The organism is Brevibacterium senegalense (assembly GCF_000285835.1).
GTDB classification, from domain to species: domain Bacteria; phylum Actinomycetota; class Actinomycetes; order Actinomycetales; family Brevibacteriaceae; genus Brevibacterium; species Brevibacterium senegalense.
This window is the reverse complement of record NZ_HE978602.1, coordinates 303,604-324,160: the sequence shown is the minus strand read 5'-3', so window position 1 is coordinate 324,160 and position 20,557 is coordinate 303,604. Positions and strand designations below refer to the sequence as shown.

The following is a 20,557-nucleotide window of genomic DNA, read 5'->3' as shown; positions in this document are numbered from 1 at the left end:
CCGTCATCCACCACCTGCGCGGGACGAGGCTGGGGGTGAGCGCGGCCCAGGAGGCGAGGATGCCGGCCGTCAGCGCTGTCGGCTCCACGTCGGTTGTCCCCTCCACGCCGGCCGGCCCCTGTCAGTCCTGGGCGGGGACGGCGATCTCGTAGCCGCCTTCGGCATGGACGGTGACCCAGTCGCCCCCGAACCGCGCCTCCGCCCACGGCTCGATCGGGGAGTCGACGTCGTCAGGTCGCAGGAGCACTGCATCCGGCACCGCGTCGTCGATGCTCCCGTACCAGTACGTCTGGGTGCGGGGCGCCAGGTAGGCGAGCAGACGGATGTCCGTCGCGACGGAGTCGTACTCCTGGGCGGCCTCGATCGAGGAGGCGGCGTCGACGGCGTAGCCCTGGGAGTCCCAGAGCAGGTCGATCCGCGTCTGGCTCAGCAGGGCGATGGAGGCGACGGCGGCCACGAGCGGTGCCAGCGACCGGTGCACGCGCCCGGACCCGTCGATGAGGCTGACGGCGGCGATCGGCATGAGGACGGCGGAGTAGTGGAAGCTCGTGTCCCAGTAGCCCTCGACGTCACCGGTGAAGCGCCAGGCCAGCGTGGGCAGCATGAGGAGCATGAAGGGCGAGCGCAGACCGATCGCACCGGCCGCCAGCGCCAGGAAGCCCGCGGTCCCGATCTTCGTCGTGAGCCCCTCCGTCAGCGCCTGCGCCAGGTCCACGTTGTCCGTGTAGTCGTATCCGCCCTCCGGATTGAAGAGGGGCAGGAACAGGAACACCGCGTAGGCCATCCAGCCCGCACCCCACACGATGAGGGCCAGTGCGAGGCGCGTCTCCGACCGGTCGCGCAACCAGATGACGGCACCGAACGCCGCGACCGTGAGCCCCAGGTCCTCCTTGACGAACACCAGGAGCGCGATCGCGACGATCGCCGGCATCCGCCGCCCGCGGATCCACCACACCAGCCCGAACGCCAGCAGCGGCACGGCGAACGCGATCTCGTGGAACTGGGAGTACGAGGCGTTGAGCAGGCCCCAGGACAGGACGTAGGACACCGCGAGCAGCACGGTACCCCGCGGAGTGAGGCGCTCGGCCGCCAGGGACACCACCGGCCAGACGGACGCGGCGAAGAGCACGGTCTGGGTCAGCAGCAGGGTGAGCCCGGAGGGGAAGAGCCAGAAGAGCGGCGTCAGGACGATGAGGATCGGATGGAAGTGGTCCCCCAGCAGGTTGAAGCCGGGGCCCTTGATGTCGACGATCGGCGCGTTCCCCGCGGCGTACTGCGACAGCATCTGCGTAAAGATGCCCAGGTCCCAGGACGGCGCGATGAAATTCCGCCACATGACGACCGCCAGGGAGCCGTGGATCAGGAGCGCGGCCGCGGAGGCCACGGCCGGGGCCCAGCGCGTCACGGGGTCAGGCGGTGGCGAGCTCACAGCAGAACACTATCGACCCGGGACTGCTGCGGCGAATGTCTTGATCCGCGTCAAGGAGCTCGAATGCCCGCGCGAATAGCGTGGCGCCATGATGCAGAAGACTATGGAAGACGGCTTGCTGCACGCCTATGCGACTCGCGCATCCGATGTCGTCGCCCTGCTGGGGACGGGCGTCTCCCCTGCGGACCCGGATCGCACGATCATCGAGGCCTGGGCCTCGACGGTGGACGGCAGGATCCTCGACGTAGGGGCCGGGACCGGACGGTGGACCGGGCACCTCGCGCGCCTCGGGCACGACGTCGAGGGCCTCGAGCCCGTGCCGCAGCTCGTCGCCGTCGCGCGCGCAGCGCATCCGACGGTCCCGTTCCGGGAGCAGACGATCGCGGAGCTCGCCGAGGCCGACGACCGGTGGTCCGGCATCCTCGCCTGGTACTCCGTGATCCACATGGACCCGCGCGCGCTGGCCGCGGCGCTCACTGTCCTGCACGGGGCGCTGGCCCCGGGCGGCACCCTCCTGGTGTCGCACTTCACCGGGCCGGCGCCGGGCACGCTTCCGCATCCGGTCGCGCCCGCGCACCGGGTGCCCCCGCAGGCCATGGCCGAGGCCGTCGTCGCCGCCGGCTTCGAGGTCGCCCACCAGCGCACGGCCCCCGAAGGACTCCACGGCATCCTCCTCGCGCGTCGACCGCGCACTTGATCTGCGTCAAGGAGATCTCCGACGAACGTTCCTATTCTGATTCATACAGGCTGGGAAGAGGTCCCGGCCACCCCCGATCCCCGGGAGAGACGAGAGAGGACACACCATGAGCAGCACGACCGACACCACCCGCACCCTCCTGCGCGCCGAGGGCTTCTCCTGCCCCTCGTGCGTCGGCAAGATCGAGAAGCAGGTCGGACGCCTGGACGGAGTCGAGAACGTCACGGTCCACTTCGCGTCCGGACGCATCGAGATCGACCACGACGCCGAGGCCGCGCCGGTCGACCGGCTGATCGCCGCAGTGGACAAGGCCGGGTACAAGTCCGCGGTCTCCGCATTCTGATACCCGCTCCACCGCACTGAAAGGAGGAGTCGTGTTCGCAGTCCGCACGTGGGTGCGCGGCACCTGGTTCGTCCCCGTCGTGTCGGGGATCCTGATCCTCGCCTCGTTCGCCGTCGAGCGCCTGGCCGGCGGGGCGTGGAACGCCGCCCTGGGTCCGAAGTGGTGGGTCGACGCGGGTGAGCACGCCCACGGGTCAGGTCACGTCTTCACATTCGCCAACGCGCTCATGCTCGCAGCGGCGATCGTCGCGGGATACGGGATCGTGGTGAAGGCGGTCCGGGCGGTGCTGGTGAAGTTCATCAGCATCGATCTGCTCGTGTCCATCGCGGCGATCGGGGCCACCGTCATCGGCAACTTCTGGGAGGCCGCCGCCGTCACCTTCCTGTTCGCCGTCGGCCACGCGCTGGAGTCGGGCACGATGAATCGCACGCGGTCCGCACTCGCCGCCCTCGTGGCGGTGGCACCCGACACCGCAGTGGTGCTGCGCGACGGCGACCAGATCGAGGTCCCGGCGCACCAGGTGCGCATGGGCGAGATCGTGCTGGTGAAGAACGGCGCGAAGGTCCCCGTGGACGGGCAGGTGGTGGCAGGCGCCGGCGCGATCGACGAGGCCTCGATCACCGGCGAGTCCATCCCCGTGGAGAAGACGAAGTCCGATCACGTGTTCGCCGGCACGATCTCCCGCAGCGGCCTGCTGCAGGTGCTGGCGACCGGGATCGGCGCGGACACGACCCTCGCGCGGATCATCCACCGGGTCGAGGAGGCGCAGGACGCGAAAGCGAGGACGCAGGCGTTCATCGACCGCTTCTCGAAGTGGTACACGCCCGCAGTCATGGTCCTCGCGCTGGCAGCCGGGCTCCTCACCGGAGACATCGTGCTCGCCCTCACCCTGCTGGTGATCGGCTGCCCGGGCGCCCTGGTCATCTCGATCCCGGTCGCGATCGTGGCGGGGATCGGCCGGTCCGCCCGCAACGGCATCCTCATCAAGGGCGGCGAATACCTCGAGACCTCCGCGAAGATCTCCGCCGTGGCGGTCGACAAGACCGGCACCCTCACGGAGGGCAGGCCGGTGCTCACGGACATCGTCGTGCTCGCTCCCGCGCTGGCCCGCACGGACGTGCTGCGGTGGGCCGCAGCCGCTGAGGCCGGGTCCGAGCACCCGCTGGCCCGTCCGATCCTCGACACGGCACGGGAGGAGGGCGTCGCTCCGGAGGGCATTCCCGGTGTGGTCACCCCGGTGGTCGGCAAGGGGATCGCCGCGGATGTCGACGGCACGCAGGTGCTCGTCGGCAACGCCCCTCTCCTCACGCAGTACGGCATCACCGACGACGCGGGATCCGCCGCGGTCGCGGACGAGCTCGCAGCGGACGGGAAGACCCCCATGATCGTCGCCGTCGGCGGCACCGTCATCGGCGTCATCGGTGTGGCCGACACCATCCGGGAGGATGCGCCGGAGATGATCCGGCGGCTGCACGCGGCAGGCGTGGAGCAGGTCGTCATGCTCACCGGCGACACGCGACGCGTGGCGGAGGCCATCGGCCGCACCGTCGGCATCGACGAGATCCAGGCGTCGCTGCTGCCGGAGGACAAGCTGGACGCCGTGGCACGCCTGCAGCGCGAGGGCCACACCGTCGCGATGGTGGGCGACGGGGTGAATGACGCGCCTGCGCTCGCGACGGCGGACATCGGGGTCGCGATGGGAGCCGCCGGTTCCGCCGTGGCGGTCGAGACGGCCGACATCGCCCTCATGGGCGACGACCTCCTCAAGCTCCCGGAGGCGATCCGGCTCGCGAAGCGGACCGTGAGCGTGATGCGGCAGAACATCGTCATCGCGCTGGCCACCGTGGCCCTCCTCCTGGTCGGAGTGTTCGGCGGAGGCGTGACCATGGCGCTGGGGATGCTGGTGCACGAGGGCTCTGTGCTCGTCGTGATCCTCAACGCGATGCGACTGCTCCGTCAGACGTAGCATGAGGAGACACCGCTTCCGGCGCCCCGGACGGCACCAGCCGACCGGGGCGCCGCATGCCGACGAGGAGGGGAAGTCCCGTGTCCCGCATGCTGCCGATCACCGACGTGTCCCACTCCGAGGAGCTCTGCGTCACGCGCGTGCAGCTGTTCCAGGGGCTCACGCTCGAGCAGCAGCGCGAGGTGGTGGGGGTCGCCCGCCCCACCCTGCTCGACCGCGCGGAGCGCGTGTACTCCGCCGGGGACGACATGTCGCAGCTGATGGTCGTGCACACCGGTCGGGTGAAGATCTCCCGGGTGAGTCCGGAGGGGCACGAGCAGATCATCCGCGTGCTGGGCTCCGGGGATTTCATCGGGGAGTCCGCGTTCATCAGCGGCGACCGGCCCGATCACGAGGCGACAGCGCTGGAGTCCGCCCAGCTGTGCGTATTCGACCACGCCGACCTGGGCCGCCTCGTGGAGCAGCATCCGAGCATCGGACTGCGCATGCTCGAGAGCGTGAGCCAGCGCCTGAATGAGACCGAGGCGCGGCTCGCCTCGGTCATCTCGGAGGACGTCACCGCGCGGCTGGCCCGCTACCTCCTGGCGCTGCCGGTGCGACGACGCACCGGCGGCAGTCCCCAGGTCGTGCTGCCGCTGGCGAAGAAGGACATCGCCTCACTGCTCGACACCACGCCCGAGTCCCTCAGCCGCCAGCTGCGCCGCCTCAGCGATTCCGGGGTGATCCTGCAGGGAGCGCGTGGCGCGATCACGATCACCGACGTGGACGCGCTCAGCGCGCTGTCGTCCGAGTGACCGTGCTGTCCGCAGAGCGAAACCCAGAGCCGACCGAACCCCCGAGCGACCCCGGCCCCCGGGCGAACCGCGACGCGGGCATGAATGATTTCGGGCCGCATCCCCGGTGAGGATGCGGCCCGATCTGCGGTGCGCCACGAGGGATTCGAACCCCCAACCTTCTGATCCGTAGTCAGATGCTCTATCCGTTGAGCTAGTGGCGCGCTGTCTCAGCGACCAGAACTACTATACAGATGGCCCCCGTGGTCGACAAATCGGAATCGTGAGTCTCGCGTCACTCCTGCGAGACTGGAAGCGGACCAGCGGGCTGGCAGGCCCGCACGACCCTCGCCTGCGCCCATCGAGGGTCGGATGGCAAAATCAGTCATTAATCTGGCAGAACCCACCACCGGAATGACGCGATAACGTCAATCGTGACCCTTCTGTGATCCACTGCACAGCGGCAGCCGCGCGGACCGACGCTCCCGTTCGCCCTCCGACCGTAGCGTGGAGGCAACCCCGATGCCCGGGGCCGCCCGACCCAGGAGATGTAGATCATGACCGTCATCGACCGTGGCTCAGTCGAAGACCTGCTTGTGAATGCGCCGACGGAGAATCCCCGGATCCTCGACTTCGTCCGCTCCATCGCAGAGCGCACCACCCCGGACTCCATCGAGTGGATCACCGGCGACGAGGACCAGCGCCAGGCGCTCCTTGCGAAGGCGATCGACGCCGGCACCATCGTCAAGCTGACGACGCCGGCGGACTCCTACTACGCGGCGTCGGACCCCGACGACGTCGCCCGCGTCGAGGACCGCACGTTCATCTGCTCCCAGAAGCAGGAGGACGCCGGCCCGCTCAACAACTGGATGGCGCCCGCACAGATGAAGGGCATCCTCGAGGACGTCTTCGCCGGCTCGATGCGCGGACGCACGATGTACGTCATCCCCTTCGTCATGGGTCACGTGAACGCGCAGCAGCCCATGTTCGGCATCGAGGTCACGGATTCCCCCTACGTCGTCCTCTCGATGGGCGTCATGGCCCGCGCCGGCCGTGAGTCGCTCGAGGCGATCGACCGCCTCGACGCGGACTTCGTCGAGTGCGTGCACTCCGTGGGTGCTCCCCTGGAACCCGGCCAGGACGACGTCGCCTGGCCCTGCAATACGACGAAGTACATCACGCACTTCCCGGAGGAGCGGTCGATCTGGTCGTACGGCTCCGGCTACGGCGGAAACGCGCTGCTGGGCAAGAAGTGCTACGCGCTGCGCATCGCCTCCGCCGTCGCGCACGACGAGGGCTGGCTGGCCGAGCACATGCTCATCCTCAAGCTCACGAACCCGGAGGGCGAGTCGAAGTTCATCGCCGCCGCGTTCCCCAGCGCCTGCGGCAAGACGAACCTCGCGATGATCGAGCCCAACATCCCGGGCTGGAAGGCGGAGACGCTGGGCGACGACATCGCCTGGATGCGCTTCGGCGCGGACGGCCAGCTGTACGCGGTCAACCCGGAGTTCGGCCTCTTCGGCGTCGCGCCGGGCACCGGCTACACCACGAACCCCACCGCGATGACCGCGATCGAGGCCGGCGGCAACATCTTCACGAACGTCGCCCGCACGGATGACGGCGGCGTGTGGTGGGAGGGCATGACCGACGAGGCCCCCGACCACCTCATCGACTGGCGCGGCAACGACTGGACCCCGGAGTCCGGCACGCCCGCCGCGCACCCCAACTCGCGCTTCTGCACCCCGATCTCGAACGTGCCCACGCTCGCACCGGAGTGGCAGAACCCGGACGGCGTCCCGATCTCCGCGATCCTGTTCGGCGGTCGCCGCAAGACGACCATGCCGCTCGTGACGCAGACGAAGGACTGGAACCACGGCGTCTTCATGGGCTCGGTCCTCTCCTCGGAGACGACCGCTGCCGCGGTGGGGCAGGTGGGCATCGTCCGCCGCGACCCCATGGCGATGCGCCCGTTCATCGGCTACAACGTGGGCGACTACCTGCAGCACTGGATCTCCGTGGGCCAGACCCCGGGCGCGCAGCTGCCGCAGATCTTCTACGTCAACTGGTTCCGCCGCGCGGAGGACAACTCCTTCCTGTGGCCGGGCTTCACGGAGAACGCCCGCGTCCTCAAGTGGGTCTTCGAGCGCGTCGCCGGCACGACCGAGGCCGTCGAGACCCCGCTGGGCCACGCCCCCGCTCCCGGTGCGCTCGACATCGACGGGCTGGACATCTCCGAGGACCAGCTCCAGCAGGCGCTGGCGGTCCATCCGGACGAGTGGGCGACCGAGCTCGCCTCGATCGACGAGTGGTACGACGAGCTGGGCGACCACGTCCCCGCCGAGCTGCGCACGCAGGTCGAGGAGCTGCGCGCCCGCCTGGGTGTGAACTGACACACCTGTCGTGACCGCCGAGTCATGACAGACAGACCGCGCGTTCGCGCGTGACGCCGGGCCGGGCAACCCGGCAGCCGGACCCGAGTGCCCCACCGCCATGAGCCGGACGGTGGGGCACTCGCCCATTCAGCCCCGTGTCAGCACCGTGCGTCCTGGAACCGGACCCGGTCGCCGGGCACCACCTGGCCCAGCAGGTCGAGGTCGGCGGCCATGACCGTCGCGATCGCGGGGTAGCCGCCCGTCACCGGGCGATCCCGGCCGAACACGACGGGCAGACCGTGCGCGGGCACCTGCACCGTCCCGGTCACCGTGCCCTCGCTGGCCAGTTCGCCCGTTCGCGCGCGGGTCAGCGGCGCAGCGCCTTCCGGCGCCTCGAGGCGGAGGCCCACCCGGTTGGACTGCGGCCCCACCGCCCAGTCGGTCTCGAGGAACCGCCGCTGCTCGGATTCGTCGAACCAGTCGTCGCGCGGGCCGGGGACCACCCGGAGGACGACGCGGCCATCCTGCGTCGCCCGTGCCCGCGCCCCGCGCGCCGGGTCGGGTTCGCCGTGCCCCACGGATCCGGCGGGGGTGCGGACGGGGACCGCCAGCGCCTGCCCCGCGCCCACCGGCCCCGGTCCCAGCCCGGACAGCACATCCGCCGAGGCCGACCCGACTTCCGCTGCCTGCACCAGTCCCCCGCGGACGGCGAGGTAGGTGCGGGCCAGGTCCGCGTCCGGGGTGAGGTCGAGTGTGTCCCCGGCGCGCAGCAGCTGCGGGACGATCATGTCGCCACCGGCGGAGCCTGCGACGGCGACGACCACGTCCGCACGGCAGGTGAGGCGCGCGTCTCCCACGACTTCGAGGAGCGCCGCTCCCGGGTCGTTGCCCACGACCCTGTTGGCTGCCTCAGCTGTGGCCGCATCAGCGAACCCGGACGGGGAGACACCCACGTCGCCCCACCCCGGGCGACCGCGGTCCTGCACGAGGGTGAGCATGCCCGGGTCCTCGACGACGAGGACCGTCCGGACCGGCTCCGTTCGGGACGATGCGTGGGGCGGTGACGCAGACTGGGCGGGAGCGGACTCCGTCGATGCCGGCTCGGCCGACTCCGACTCAACCGGGGCGGACCCGACCGGGGCGGACTCGCACGACCCGGGGTCCGGCGTCTGGCCGTGGGAATCTGCGGGATCGTCAGCTCTCGGATGTGTGCCCGCCGCAGCAGCCTGTGCCGTCTCCCGGACGGCGCGGTAGGTGAGGACGTCACCGGGCGCCAGCAGTGCCGGCGGTGTGCGGTCCGTCGACCAGAGCAGAGCGTCCGAGTGACCGATGAGCCTCCACCCGCCGGGACTGCTGCGCGGGTACACCCCGGAGTACTCGCCGGCCAGTCCCACGGCTCCGACCGGCACCGCGGTGCGCGGGGTGTCGAGCCGCGGCACGTCCCACAGCGGCTGGCCTGACGCGGGGACGCAGTAGGCGAAGCCGGGGGCGAATCCGCCGAACGCGGCCATCCACTCCGTGCCGGTGTGTCGCTCGATGAGCTGGTCGCGGCTGAGGCCCAGGAGCTCCGCCGTCGCGTCCAGGTCCTCCCCGTCGTAGACGACGTGGAGGGTGTGCCGCCGGGCGGTCCCCGCCGTCTCCTGTACGGGAGGCGGGGCGCGCAGGGAGGTGCGGGCGGCCTCGGCGGCGGTGTCCGACTCGAAGCGGAGCAGGACGGTTCGCGCGGCGGCGACGGCCTCGATCTGCCCAGGCAGGGGCTCCCGGATGAGCGCGCGGTGCCAGGCCATCGCGGCCGGCAGCCCGTCGACCTCCAGCAGCAGCGCCCGGTCGCCCACCGCCCGGAGCCCGGGGGCGCGGGCGACCGGGCGCTGCGCGACGTCCTCGTCGTGGGTCATGCGTGCGGTCCGGACTCAGACGTCGTCGTCGTACGCGGGGCCGCCCTCGTCCTCCCACGTCTCGATGCGTCGGACCTTCTCCGTCGTGAACTTGAGGCGCACACCCGCGCCGTCGCCCAAGCCGGGGTGCTCGCCCTCCGCGATGAAGACGGCGCCCAGCTGCTCGAGCGCATGGGTGAGGGCGGCCTTCTGCTCATCGGTGAGGTCGATGCGCCCCCGCTCGAAGTCGCGCACCTGCATCCGCGTGAGATTCGCGTACTGCCCCGTCGTGGTCGCCGAGGTCTCCACGAGTGCACGCGCAGCGCGCGCCAGGTAGCCGGTGAGGGTGAAACCGGGTTCAGACATTCTGTGCTCCGATCCGTTCGACTGCTGACTGCGTCTCCTCCCAGTATGCGTGAGGGGTCGGACACATGCACGGGAGGATCAGCCGCCGGACCGGCAGGTGAGACGGGTCAGGAGACCCCCTTGTGCAGCGCAGCGTCCGGCACCTGAGTCGTCGAATCCCTCTGAACGCTGCGGGCTCCCGATTGTGTGTAGGGACCGAGCATGCGGTTGCGTCGCTCGAACGTGAGCACCTGCGGCTGCGAACCACTGCCTTCGCCCCCGGGGTGCACAGTGATGGCACACTGCGTCCAATAACTGAGGTCGTGGTTGGAGTTGCCCGACGTCTGCGTGAACGTCCCCCGCACGCGGAAGCGTCCGAGCCACACGCGCTCGACGCCGTCTGGTTGCACGCTGGTGATCGCCGGGTCGATCGTCGCGTCATAGGTCCACGTGTACGGGGTGTAGCTGATCCCGTCTGATTTCGTCTGAAGACCTCAACCTCGCAGCACTGAACTGCAGTGAGTCGCATCACGCTCCGCGCGGGCGACAGCACATGTGGACGGAAGCAACAGCGACGGACAGGGCCCTCGGTTCGACAGGACCTCCGGATATGCACGGACTCCGGCGTCTTCGGGTACAAGGGGGTTGAAGGCCAGAACGTGTGTCTACGACCGCGGCGCAGGGCAGATCGAATCACGCCGGGAATGCGAAAAACCTCCCCGGCCCGCATGTTTCAGCAGGTCAGAGAGGCTTTTCCAAGAGCGGAGCCGGTGGGATTTGAACCCACGGTCCCCCTAATGAAGGACTCCACCTTAGCAGGGTGGTGCTTTAGGCCGCTCAGCCACGACTCCATCGGCCGCTGCGCTGTCCCGATGGGCGCACAGCCTCTCCAGGGTACACAACAGGGAACGCGGCCTGCAAAAGATGGCGGGTGTCACCAAAAGCTCAAGATGTTTCCCTACGATGTCCCGGAAGACATCTGACCCCACAGCCGACGGACGTCGGCTGCGCCCCGGTCCCAGGGAGATCAGCCTCGGCTCCCGGACCGGAGCACGCCCTTCCGAGGAGACTCACCTGTGGCCCCAGCCGACGACCGTCGCGGGCGGGAGCGCCCCGGCAGCGACCCTGCCGACCACGAGCATCCCATCCGGGCGTCCCAGCGCGCTCGGCTGCGCGGATCGGACGGGGTGAGGCGGGACGACTTCTTCGGCTCCGCGCCACAGGGTTCCGGACCCGCACCGCACGGTTCCGGCCCCGCATCAGCCCAGACGGGCGTCGGACCGGAGGGCTCCGGCACCGCTCCCTCTCACGTCGCCGCGCAGGCCGCCGCTCCGCAGCAGTCATCGGACCCGACCTCACCGCGGCACGCCGCGCGCCAGTCCGCACCCGCCGACGCGCCGACGCAGGGCTTCCCCTCCCGTCGTGCGCGCCGCGAGGCGCTGGCCCGTCAGCAGGAGCAGAAGTCCCCCTCCGCTCCCGAGGAGCAGCCCACCCGCCGCTCGCGGCGCGAACGATCGGCGGCGAGCGCCGGTCCCACGTTCCAGTCGTCCGATGGCCGCTTGGCAGGAGCTGGCGCCGCAGCCGGCGCGGCGGGATCCGCGACTGTCCCCACCCGCACTCCCGCACCCGTCGTCGCCGGTTCCGCGACCGCCGGTGCCGAGCACGCCGCACCCCGCCACTCCCGCCGCGAGGGCGACGCCTTCCCCTCGATCGTCCGCTGGACCACCCTGGGCACGCTGCTGCCCGGCCTGGGCATGATCCACGGCCGCAGCAAGGCCGGCTGGGTCCTCCTCCTGGGCTTCCTCGCCGGCATCCTCGCGATCCTCGCGTGGATCGTCTGGCGCTCCCCGGTCAAGGCGATCGCACGGGTCGCGGGCTCCCCCACGATCCTCTACGCGATCGCCGTGGTCCTGCTGGTGGGCATCCTCATCTGGGCCTTCACGATCCTGCGGTCGTACTCCGTCCTCAAGCGCGGCAAGAGGCTCACCGACGCCCAGAAGTGGCTGGGCTGGGGTCTGGTCGTCTCCCTCATGCTGTGCGTGGGCATCCCGCTGGGAGTGGGCGCCGCGTACACGAAGGTGCAGGGCGACACCGTCATCCAGGTGTTCGGCCGCGACGGCAAGTCCGGCGTCGATATCGAGACGCTCTGGGGCGACACCGAGCGCATCAACGTCTTCCTCATCGGCCGCGACAACGGCGACAACCGCGAGGGCACCCGCCCGGACACGATGCTCGTCGCCTCCATCAAGCCGGGGACCGGCGACACGACCCTCATCAGCGTGCCCCGCAACCTCAACCGGGCGCAGTTCCCGGAGGGCTCCCAGCTGGCGGAGCGCTTCCCCTACGGCTTCGACGGGTTCGGCCCCCAGGAGAGCATGATCAACGCCGTGTGGACCTGGGCGGAGGAGTACCCGGAGGAGGTGGGCGACGTCCCGGAGGACCTGGAGACCGGCATGGAGGCCACCATGCAAGCGGTCGAGGGGTCGCTGGGGCTGACCCTCGACTACTACGCGAGCGTCGACATGCAGGGCTTCGAGGACGTCGTCGACGCGATCGGCGGCGTCAAGATCGACGTCGAACGCCCCATCCCCATGGGCGGCGGCACCAACCTCAACACGGGACTCCAGAACCCCATCTACGGCTGGATAGACCCGGGCGAGCAGAAGCTCACCGGCCAGAAGGCCCTCTGGTACGTCCGGTCGCGCGACGGCGCGGACAACTACGACCGCATGTGCCGGCAGCAGCGCATGATCAAGCTGACCCTCGACCAGGTGAATCCGCAGGAGCTGGCGGTCGCCTACCCCAAGCTCGCGGGTTCCGCCGGCCGCAACATCGCGACCGACATCCCGCAGTCCGAGGTGAGCGCCTTCGTGGAGCTGGCCGTCGCGATGCAGGGTGCGGAGATCAAGTCCGCGCAGATCACCAACGACGTCACCTCGACCTCGAACCCGGACTACGACGTGCTCCACGAGTGGGTCGACGAGCAGCTCAACCCGGCCGAGCCCAGCCAGGCGGAGGAGCAGGCCGCAGACACGCCGGAGGAGACGGAAGAGCCCACCGAGGAGCCCACGGAGGAGCCCAAGTCCGGCATCGAGGATGACGAGGGCAAGTGCTACCCGCAGGGCTACGAACCCGGCAGCGGCTGGCCCGGCTGGCCGGGGCCGGAGGGCGAGGAGGCCTGACCGTGCCGCTGCCCCTCCGGGTGGGCATCGTGGGTGCCGGCCCGCGCGGTCTGACCGTGCTGGAGCGATTGGTCGCCCACGCTGCTGCCGTCACCGCAGGTCCCGAGGACGGCGGCCTGCCGCCTCCCGCAAGGGTGGCCGCCCGCCCCGTCCGCATCCACGTCCTGGACCCGCATCCGCCGGGTCCCGGTCGCGTGTGGCGGACGACGCAGTCGCCGCACCTGCTCATGAACACCGTCGTCGACGAGCAGACGGTGTTCCCCGACGAGTCGTGCCGGGTCGCGCACATCCGCGCCGGCAGGTCGATGGCGGACTGGGCGGCGCAGGCGACGGTGGACGATCCCCGCCCCGCACCGACCACCGGGACCTTCGCCCCGCGCCGCGACTACGGTCGGTACCTCGCGTGGAGCTGGGAGCGGATCGTCGACGACGCACCCGACCACATCCGGATCGTCCACGAGCCCTGCAGCGTCTGGGCCGTGCACGACACCCCCGCGGACGCCGCACGGACCGGCGCGCACGCCCAGTCCCTCACTCTGTCCGACGGCCGCACGCTCGAGGTCGACGCCGTCGTCCTGTGCGTGGGCCACATCCCGGCGGCCCTGAGCGATGAGCGCGCGGAGTGGCGGCGCTTCGCCCGCGGCGCCGGCCTCACGTATCTGCCTCCCGATCTGCCGGCGGAGACCCCGGTCGATCAGCTGGCCGCGGGCGACCCCGTCCTCATCCGCGGCTTCGGCCTCAACTACTTCGACCTGCAGTCGTTGCTGAGCCACGGACGCGGTGGCACGTTCGAGCACGGGGACGACGGTCTGCACTACACGCCCAGCGGCGAGGAGCCGATCCTCGTCCCCGGATCCCGGCGTGGGGTCCCCTACCGCTCGAAGCCCATCACCGCGCAGCACCCTCTCCCCGTCGGGCCGGACACCGCGCTGCGCCACTTCACGCCGGAGATCGTCGACCGCCTGCCCGTCCGCGGCGACGGCCTGCGCTTCGACGAGCAGCTCTGGCCGCTCATCCTCGCGGACCTCCGCAGCAGCTGGTACACGGTCCTGGCGCGCACGCGCCCCGATGCCTTCCGCGCCGGTCCGGTCTTGCTCCAGCACGCGCTGGACCTGTCCGTCGACCGCGTGCTGCGCGACATCCCGGTCCGGGAGTCCGAGCGCTGGCGCGGGCAGGAGCAGAAGGTCCTCTCCCCCACCGTCCTCGAGCGGGAGCCGGACCTCGCGTTCGACCTGCGCAGCCTGCTGCGGCCCCTGGGCGATCGGTCGTTCTCCTCGCGGGAGGAACTCGACTCCGTTCTGCTGGAGTTCCTCCGCAGCGACCTCGCCGCCGCGCTGGCGGGCCCGGAGTCCTCACCCCTCAAGTCCCTGTTCCCCGTCCTGTGGCAGGCCCGGGCGTTCCTCAAGGACCTCGTCGCCCAGGGACGGATCTCCCCGGACAGCTTCGTCCGCGAGGTGCGCGGCTGGTTCGAGGACTTCGTGTCCGGGCTGTGCGACGGTCCGCCCCCGCAGCGGTTCGCCGAGCTCATCGCGCTGAGTCGCGCGGGCCTCGTGCGGTTCGCCGGTCCGCAGGTGCGGATCACCCCGTCGCGCTTCGGCGAATCCGCCGCGTTCGTCGCGACCAGCCCCGCAGTGCCCGGGGAGATCCGTGCCCGGAGCCTCGTGGACGCCGGCTCCCCCGCGAACCGCGTGGGTCAGGCGGACGACGTCCTGCTCCGCGGCATGCTGGAGCGCGGCCAGCTGACGGTCGCGACCCACGATCTGGACGACGGGACGACCGTGACGTCCTCCGGCCTCGCGGTGACGGACGCGCCGTACCGGACCGTCGACGCCCGCGGCCGCGTCCACCCCGCGCGCTTCTGCCTCTCGATCCAGCTGTCGTCCGTCCAGCTGGGCCTGGCCATCGCAGCGAACCCGCACACGGACGCGCAGACCCTGCGCGACGCGGACGCCGTCGCCCGCGCGGTCCTGGCCCTCGGCTGAGACCCGCGCTCCCCACCGCACCCACACGTGAGGCCGGGTCACCCCGCGGGTGACCCGGCCTCATCGATCTCATGGCTTCCGAACCTCGCCTGATCAGGCTCCGCTGCGGGACAGCCTGGCCAGGCCGCGGCTGCCGGCCATCCGGCTGCGGACCACCGCCGCGTAGGAGGCGGCCAGACCCAGCACCAGCCAGCCCAGCAGGCCTCCCACCGCGGCACCCACGCCCGGAGCACCGGCCGCGAAGGCGGCGACGCCGTTCATCGCGGGGGTGAGCGGCAGCATCGGCGCGATCGAGTCGAACCACGCCGGCACCGTGCTCATCGCGCGTCCGGCGACAGCCGCGACCACCAGGGCGACCCCGATGATCCGACCGACTCCGCCCAACCACGCCGTGAGCGCGAAGTTCACCGCCGCGAATGTGACCGCCGCGAACAGCAGGAGCAGCAGGAGCGGCGCGAAGTCGAAGATCGGCAGATCCAGCACCAGGTGTGCGAGGACCGCCAGCACGACCGCCTGCACGGCGCCCACGATGAGGCCCGGGGTGAGCCCCCGCAGGAGGACCCGCCACGACGGCGTCCGCGCGGTCAGCGCCTGCGCCGGCACCGCGCGCACGATCGTGTACGTCACGAGCGCGCCGATCCACATCGCCATGATGAGGAGGAGTGCGACGGTCGATCCCTGCGTGAGGCCGGAGATCCCGGCCTGTCCGCCGCCGATCGCCTGCGAGATCGTCTCGCCCAGGTGGTCGCGCTCCTGCTCCGAGTAGCTGGGCACCTCGTCCGCGCCCTCCTCGATGCCGTCCGCGAACTCACCGGTGCCGTCCGCCAGCTGTTCCGTGCCGTCCCGCAGCTGCGTGGTCCCGTCGGCCAGTTGCACGACCCCGTCCGTGTACTCGCCCAGGCCCACCGTGAACTGGTCCATGCCCGTGCCCAGCTGCCCGGCGCCCGAGGCCAGCTGCCCGGCTCCGTCGGACAGCTCACCGGCGCCGTCGGACAGCTGTCCCACGCCGTCGGCGAACTCGCCCGCACCGTCGGCCAGCTGCCCGGCACCGTCGGTCGAGGCCTCGATCCCGTCGACCAGCGGGACCATGCCGTCCGCCAGCTGTCCCACGCCGTCGGCGAACTCGCCGGTGCCGTCGGCCAGCTCCGCGCCGCCGTCGCGCAGCTGTTCGGAGGCGTCCAGGAGCGCCGGCGCATTGTCCTCGAGCTCGCCCATCCCGTCGGCCAGCTGACGGACACCGTCCGCGGCCTGGTCGACGCCGTCGGACAGCTCGCCCGCACCGTCGGCCACGCCCTGCGCACCGTCCATGAGCGACATGCCAGTCTGCGGGTCCTGGGTGTCCAGGCCCGACGCCGCACCGCCCAGTCCGCCGGCCAGACCGGACGCGAAGCCGCGCAGGAACAGGTCCTCGCAGGAAGCCGGATCGTCGCTCGCCGCGCACATCTGGTCCAGCTGCCCCTGCAGCTGCGCCGCCTCGTCCGCGTCGATGAGGCCCGCCTCCCGCAGCGCGCCCACCGTGAGCGGCTGCTGCGACTGCGCGATCTGCCCGGCACCGTCCGCGCCGTCCTCCAGACCCTGCTGGTAGTCGCCGAGGCCGTCGGACACTCCCTGCGCGCCGTCGGCCACCTGCGTGGACCCGTCGGACAGCTCGTCCATCCCGTCCGCCAGGTCGTCGACGCCGCCGCCGTCGTCGCCGGTGAAACCGGAGATGATCTCGTCGATGCCGGTCGTGTACTCGTCGATGCCGTCGCTCAGCTGACCCGCGCCGTCGTTCAGGTCGTCCGCGCCGTCGGCCAGCTGCTGCGTCTGGTCCGGCAGCTCGGAGGCGCCGTCGGACAGCTGTCCCAATCCGTCGGACAGGTCACCGGCTCCGTCGGCCAGGCCCTGCGCGCCGTCGTCCAACTGGGTGACGCCGTCGGCCAGCGCACCCGCGCCGGCCGCCAGACCGGTCGCGCCGTCCGCGATCCCGCCCACGCCGTTGCTCAGGCCGCCCGCACCGTCGACCAGCTCGCCCGAGTTGTCGGACAGCTGGCCCGCGCCGTCGGCCAGTTCGCCCACGCCGGAGTCCAGCTCGCCCGCGCCGTCCGCCAGCTCGTTCGCGGCGTCGCCCATCTCGCGCATCTGGTCGCCCATGTCGTTGAAGCCCACGAACACGCCGTCCAGGTACTGCTGCGACCACTGGGCGTTGAACTGGGAGGTCGCCGCGGAGGCGATCGCCTGGACGATGGCGGTGTCCGTCAGCGGCGAGACGCGGGAGCTCACGACGTCGAGCGTCGTCTGCTCCGCGGCCATGGGGTCGTCGCCCGTGGAGGAGACCACGGCCTCGGAGAAGTCCTCCGGGATCGTGACGGAGGCGGCGTAGCGCCCCTCAGCCAGCCCCTCCCGCGCGTCGTCCTCGTCGGAGAGGACCCAGTTCACGTTCTGGTCCTCGTCCGCGTCGACGATGCCGGCGGACAGCTGGCGGCCCAGCGGCACCTGCTGCCCGTCGATCTCCGTGCCCTCGTCCAGGTTCACGATCGCGGCGTTCACCTGGTCCAGCCGATCGCCGGCCTTCCACGTGGCGAGCACCAGTCCGGCGGCCACCAGCACGGGGACGAGGATGAGACCCACGAGGGTCCACCACGTGACCCTCGAACCTGTGTCCGCGCGTTCGAACATCGTCATGAGTGCGCACCTCCGGATGCGAGCGGGGCGAGGCGGTCGGCCTCGAGGTCGAGCAGCGTGTAGGGGGTGTCCGCGGGCATCATCCAGTCGACCCGCTGGTCGACGAGTCCCAGGATGACGGCGGACCCGTTCCGGACCGCGGCGGCCACGAGCCCTGCGACCGCGTCCGCGGTCTGCGTGTCGTGCGCGCGGTCCGCGTGGTCGATGACGAGCAGGTCCGGCGGGTTCTTCGCGATCGACCGCATCGTGGCGGCGTCGACCATGAGGCCCGCGTCCGGCGAGTCGAGGGTGAGGAAGGGGACGACCCGGCGGATCTTCCGGTTCTCCTCCGGCACCACCATGCCCGCGATCTTGAGGTCGCCGCGGTCGGGGACGATGCGGCCGGACAGGGTCAGCAGCAGTGCGGACGAGCCGTGCCCGGTGACCGCCAGGACGTCACCGCGGGAGACCGCCACGTCGATGCCCTCGTAGACGGCGGTGCCGTCCGCGTGCTCGATCGCGAGGCCCTCGCCGTACACCTGGTGGTCGGAGTCCGGCGCCGGCCAGTCGCGCAGGGCGACCTGGTGGACGAGGCCCTCGCCCTCGACGTCCACCTTGGGCAGCAGGCGGTCCAGCCAGCGCGGCAGCGCCCACGCCCGGTCGCCCAGCAGGGCCAGGACCGCGGGCACGAGCGTCATGCGGACGAGGAACGCGTCCGTGAACACGCCCACGGCCAGGCCCAGCGCGATCGCCTTGATGATCGCGTCGCCCGTGGGGACGAAGGCGCCGAACACGGCGATCATGATGATGGCGGCGGCCGCGACGACCTTCGCGGAGGAGACGAAGCCCTTGACGACCGCGGTCCGTGCGTCCGCCCCGTGCACGTAGGCCTCGCGCATGCCGGAGACCAGGAACACCTCGTAGTCCATCGCGAGGCCGAAGAGGATGCCCATGAGGATGATCGGCAGGAAGCTGATGACGGGGCCGGTCTCCGTGATCCCCAGCGGTCCGGCGAACACGCCCTCGTGGAAGACGAGGACGACGACGCCGAAGGAGGTGATGACGGACAGCAGGAAGCCCAGCGTCGCCTTGATCGGCACGACGATCGACCGGAACACGACCATGAGGAGCAGCAGCGAGAAGCCCACGACGAACACGCCGAAGGGCAGCAGCGCCCCACCCAGCTGCGAGCTGATGTCGATCGCCAGCGCGGTCGCGCCGGTCACAGCGATCTGGAAGCCGTAGTCGTCCAGGAACCGCGGCTCCAGCGCACGGATCCGCTCGACGGTGTCCTCCGTCGCCGGGGCGTCGGGCGCGGTCGTGGGGATCACCTGGATGATCCCGGTGTCCGCGTTGCGGTTGGGCGTCGCCATGACGACCTGGTCGACGCCCTCGACCTCCTCGATCTCCTCGCCCATCGCCTCGATGTCGCCCAGCGGGTCGTCGGAGGAGATGATGTCCGCTGTCACGACGAGGGGGCCGTTGAACCCGGCACCGAACTCCTCCTCGATGAGGTCGTAGGACACCTTCTGCGCGGAACCGGGCTCGCCCCCGCCGCCGTTGGGCAGCGCCAGCTGGAGCTTGGAGGCGGGGATGAGGAAGAGTCCCAGCCCCACGATGATGACGATGATCGTGAGGGCCGGCCACTTGATGGCGGCGGACACCCAGCCCGTGTAGAACCGTTCCGCGAGGGTGGGGCGACGACCCGCCGAGGCCGCGGCCGGGTCCCCGGCCCCCGCACCGGTGCGGGGACCGGCCTCGGTGACCCCGGCCTCGGCGTGGGCAGGCGTGCCGGGGACCGCAGTCGTGTCGGTGACCCCGGCCTCGGCCGCCCTGCGGGAGGACTTCCGCGGCCCGGGGCGGAGCTTGTCGCCCGCGAAGCCCAGCAGGGCCGGCAGCAGGGTGAGTGCGACGGCGACGGCGATCGCGACGGTGACCGCGGCGGCGATGCCCATGACGGACAGGAAGGGGATTCCCGCGACGGACAGGCCGGTGAGCGCGACCATGACGGTGACGCCGGCGAAGACGACGGCGGAGCCGGAGGTGGCGGTGGCGCGGGCGGCGGCCTCGTCCGCGGGCAGGCCCTCCTCCAGGAATGCGCGGTGCCGGGAGACGATGAAGAGCGCGTAGTCGATGCCCACGGCCAGCCCCAGCATGAGCGCCAGCATGGGGGTCGTCGAGTTCACTGCGAAGAACGCGGTGGCCAGGACGACCAGCAGCAGGCCGATCGCGACGGACAGGAGCGCGGATGCGAGCGGCATGACCGCCGCCCGGAGCGAGCCCAGGGTGAGGAAGAGGACGACGAAGGCGACGATGACGCCGATGACCTCGACGATCGAGAGGTGGACGGAGGTCGTCTGGAACAGTTCGCCGCCGGGCGAGCCCTGGGTGCCCTGGGGCAGCTGGGCGACGAGGTCGTCGACCGCGGACTCGAGGTCCGTGAGCGTCGATTCCGGCAGGCTCGCGACGTCCTGGTCGTACTGGAGGGAGACGAGGACCGCGGTCTCCTCCTCGCTGATCGTGCCGGACACCATCTCATCGAAGGGCGAGGTCGCGACCTCGACGTGGGGAAGATCGCCCCAGTCCTCGACGGCGTCCTCGATCTCCGTGCGGTAGGGGTCCTCGTCGATCCGATCGCCGTCCGCGGCCACGACGACGACCTGGGCACTGGCGCCGGACACCTCCGGGAAGGTGAGCGCCAGGGAGTCGAGGGCCTCCTGCGCCTCGGCACCCGGGAGGTCGAAGTCGTCCTGGAAGGAGTCGGCGAACAGTGCGACGCTGCCCGCGATGAGCGCCAGCAGTGCGAGCCAGACGCCCACGGTGGTCTTCCGGCGGTGGAAGCACGATCGGCCCAGGTCATACAGGAACGACGACACGGGTCTCCCTTCGGAGGACGAGCACGGGCGCACCGCGGTGTCCGCGATGGGCGTGGAACAGCCGGCATTCTCGAT

General features: G+C 71.1%; 12 protein-coding genes and 2 tRNA genes. 7 read left to right on the top strand and 7 right to left on the bottom strand.

What is annotated here, in order from left to right; all coding sequences use genetic code 11:
- Positions 1–121 precede the first annotated feature (121 nt).
- Positions 122–1,429 carry a DUF2079 domain-containing protein gene (locus HGBR_RS07230; protein WP_147522350.1) on the bottom strand — a complete coding sequence of 436 codons (1,308 nt, stop codon included), beginning with the start codon at positions 1,427–1,429 and terminating at the stop codon, positions 122–124.
- 88 nt (positions 1,430–1,517) lie between these two features.
- On the opposite strand from HGBR_RS07230, the gene HGBR_RS07225 reads away from it, so the two are divergent.
- The 4 genes from HGBR_RS07225 to HGBR_RS07210 all read left to right on the top strand — a co-directional run bounded on the left by HGBR_RS07225 (position 1,518) and on the right by HGBR_RS07210 (position 5,229).
- A complete protein-coding gene (locus HGBR_RS07225) occupies positions 1,518–2,126 on the top strand; it encodes a class I SAM-dependent methyltransferase (RefSeq protein WP_019158667.1) in 609 nt (202 codons plus the stop codon).
- Between the two features lie 106 nt (positions 2,127–2,232).
- Positions 2,233–2,469 (top strand): heavy-metal-associated domain-containing protein, encoded by a 237-nt coding sequence (locus HGBR_RS07220; RefSeq protein WP_019158666.1) that lies wholly within the window; start codon positions 2,233–2,235, stop codon positions 2,467–2,469.
- Between the two features lie 31 nt (positions 2,470–2,500).
- Positions 2,501–4,435 carry a heavy metal translocating P-type ATPase gene (locus HGBR_RS16940; RefSeq protein WP_019158665.1) on the top strand — a complete coding sequence of 645 codons (1,935 nt, stop codon included), beginning with the start codon at positions 2,501–2,503 and terminating at the stop codon, positions 4,433–4,435.
- 89 nt (positions 4,436–4,524) lie between these two features.
- Entirely contained in the window at positions 4,525–5,229 is a 705-nt protein-coding gene (locus HGBR_RS07210; protein ID WP_040364838.1) for a Crp/Fnr family transcriptional regulator, read from the top strand.
- Between the two features lie 130 nt (positions 5,230–5,359).
- Here HGBR_RS07210 and HGBR_RS07205 read toward each other — a convergent pair.
- A tRNA-Arg gene (locus HGBR_RS07205) sits at positions 5,360–5,432 on the bottom strand.
- Positions 5,433–5,765: 333 nt separating this feature from the next.
- Between HGBR_RS07205 and HGBR_RS07200 the strand changes: the two genes are divergently transcribed.
- Entirely contained in the window at positions 5,766–7,598 is a 1,833-nt protein-coding gene (locus tag HGBR_RS07200) for a phosphoenolpyruvate carboxykinase (GTP) (RefSeq protein ID WP_019158663.1), read from the top strand.
- 140 nt (positions 7,599–7,738) lie between these two features.
- On the opposite strand, the gene HGBR_RS07195 is transcribed toward HGBR_RS07200, so the two are convergent.
- The 3 genes from HGBR_RS07195 to HGBR_RS07185 all read right to left on the bottom strand — a co-directional run bounded on the left by HGBR_RS07195 (position 7,739) and on the right by HGBR_RS07185 (position 10,650).
- Positions 7,739–9,475: a 5-oxoprolinase subunit B/C family protein gene (locus HGBR_RS07195; RefSeq protein ID WP_019158662.1), complete on the bottom strand. Its 1,737-nt coding sequence runs from the start codon at positions 9,473–9,475 to the stop codon at positions 7,739–7,741.
- 15 nt (positions 9,476–9,490) lie between these two features.
- Positions 9,491–9,820 carry a hypothetical protein gene (locus HGBR_RS07190; protein WP_019158661.1) on the bottom strand — a complete coding sequence of 110 codons (330 nt, stop codon included), beginning with the start codon at positions 9,818–9,820 and terminating at the stop codon, positions 9,491–9,493.
- A gap of 741 nt (positions 9,821–10,561) precedes the next feature.
- Positions 10,562–10,650 (bottom strand) — tRNA-Ser (locus HGBR_RS07185).
- A gap of 225 nt (positions 10,651–10,875) precedes the next feature.
- Between HGBR_RS07185 and HGBR_RS16935 the strand changes: the two genes are divergently transcribed.
- Positions 10,876–12,981, top strand: a complete 2,106-nt coding sequence (locus HGBR_RS16935; RefSeq protein ID WP_019158660.1) for an LCP family protein — start codon at positions 10,876–10,878, stop codon at positions 12,979–12,981.
- Between the two features lie 2 nt (positions 12,982–12,983).
- Positions 12,984–14,963, top strand: a complete 1,980-nt coding sequence (locus tag HGBR_RS07175; protein WP_019158659.1) for an FAD/NAD(P)-binding protein — start codon at positions 12,984–12,986, stop codon at positions 14,961–14,963.
- 93 nt (positions 14,964–15,056) lie between these two features.
- Here HGBR_RS07175 and HGBR_RS16930 read toward each other — a convergent pair whose 3' ends face one another.
- Positions 15,057–17,627, bottom strand: a complete 2,571-nt coding sequence (locus HGBR_RS16930) for a YhgE/Pip domain-containing protein (RefSeq protein WP_020693883.1) — start codon at positions 17,625–17,627, stop codon at positions 15,057–15,059.
- Positions 17,624–20,482: an efflux RND transporter permease subunit gene (locus HGBR_RS07165; protein ID WP_019158656.1), complete on the bottom strand. Its 2,859-nt coding sequence runs from the start codon at positions 20,480–20,482 to the stop codon at positions 17,624–17,626. The genes HGBR_RS16930 and HGBR_RS07165 overlap by 4 nt, the downstream gene beginning before the upstream one ends.
- Positions 20,483–20,557: the final 75 nt, after the last annotated feature.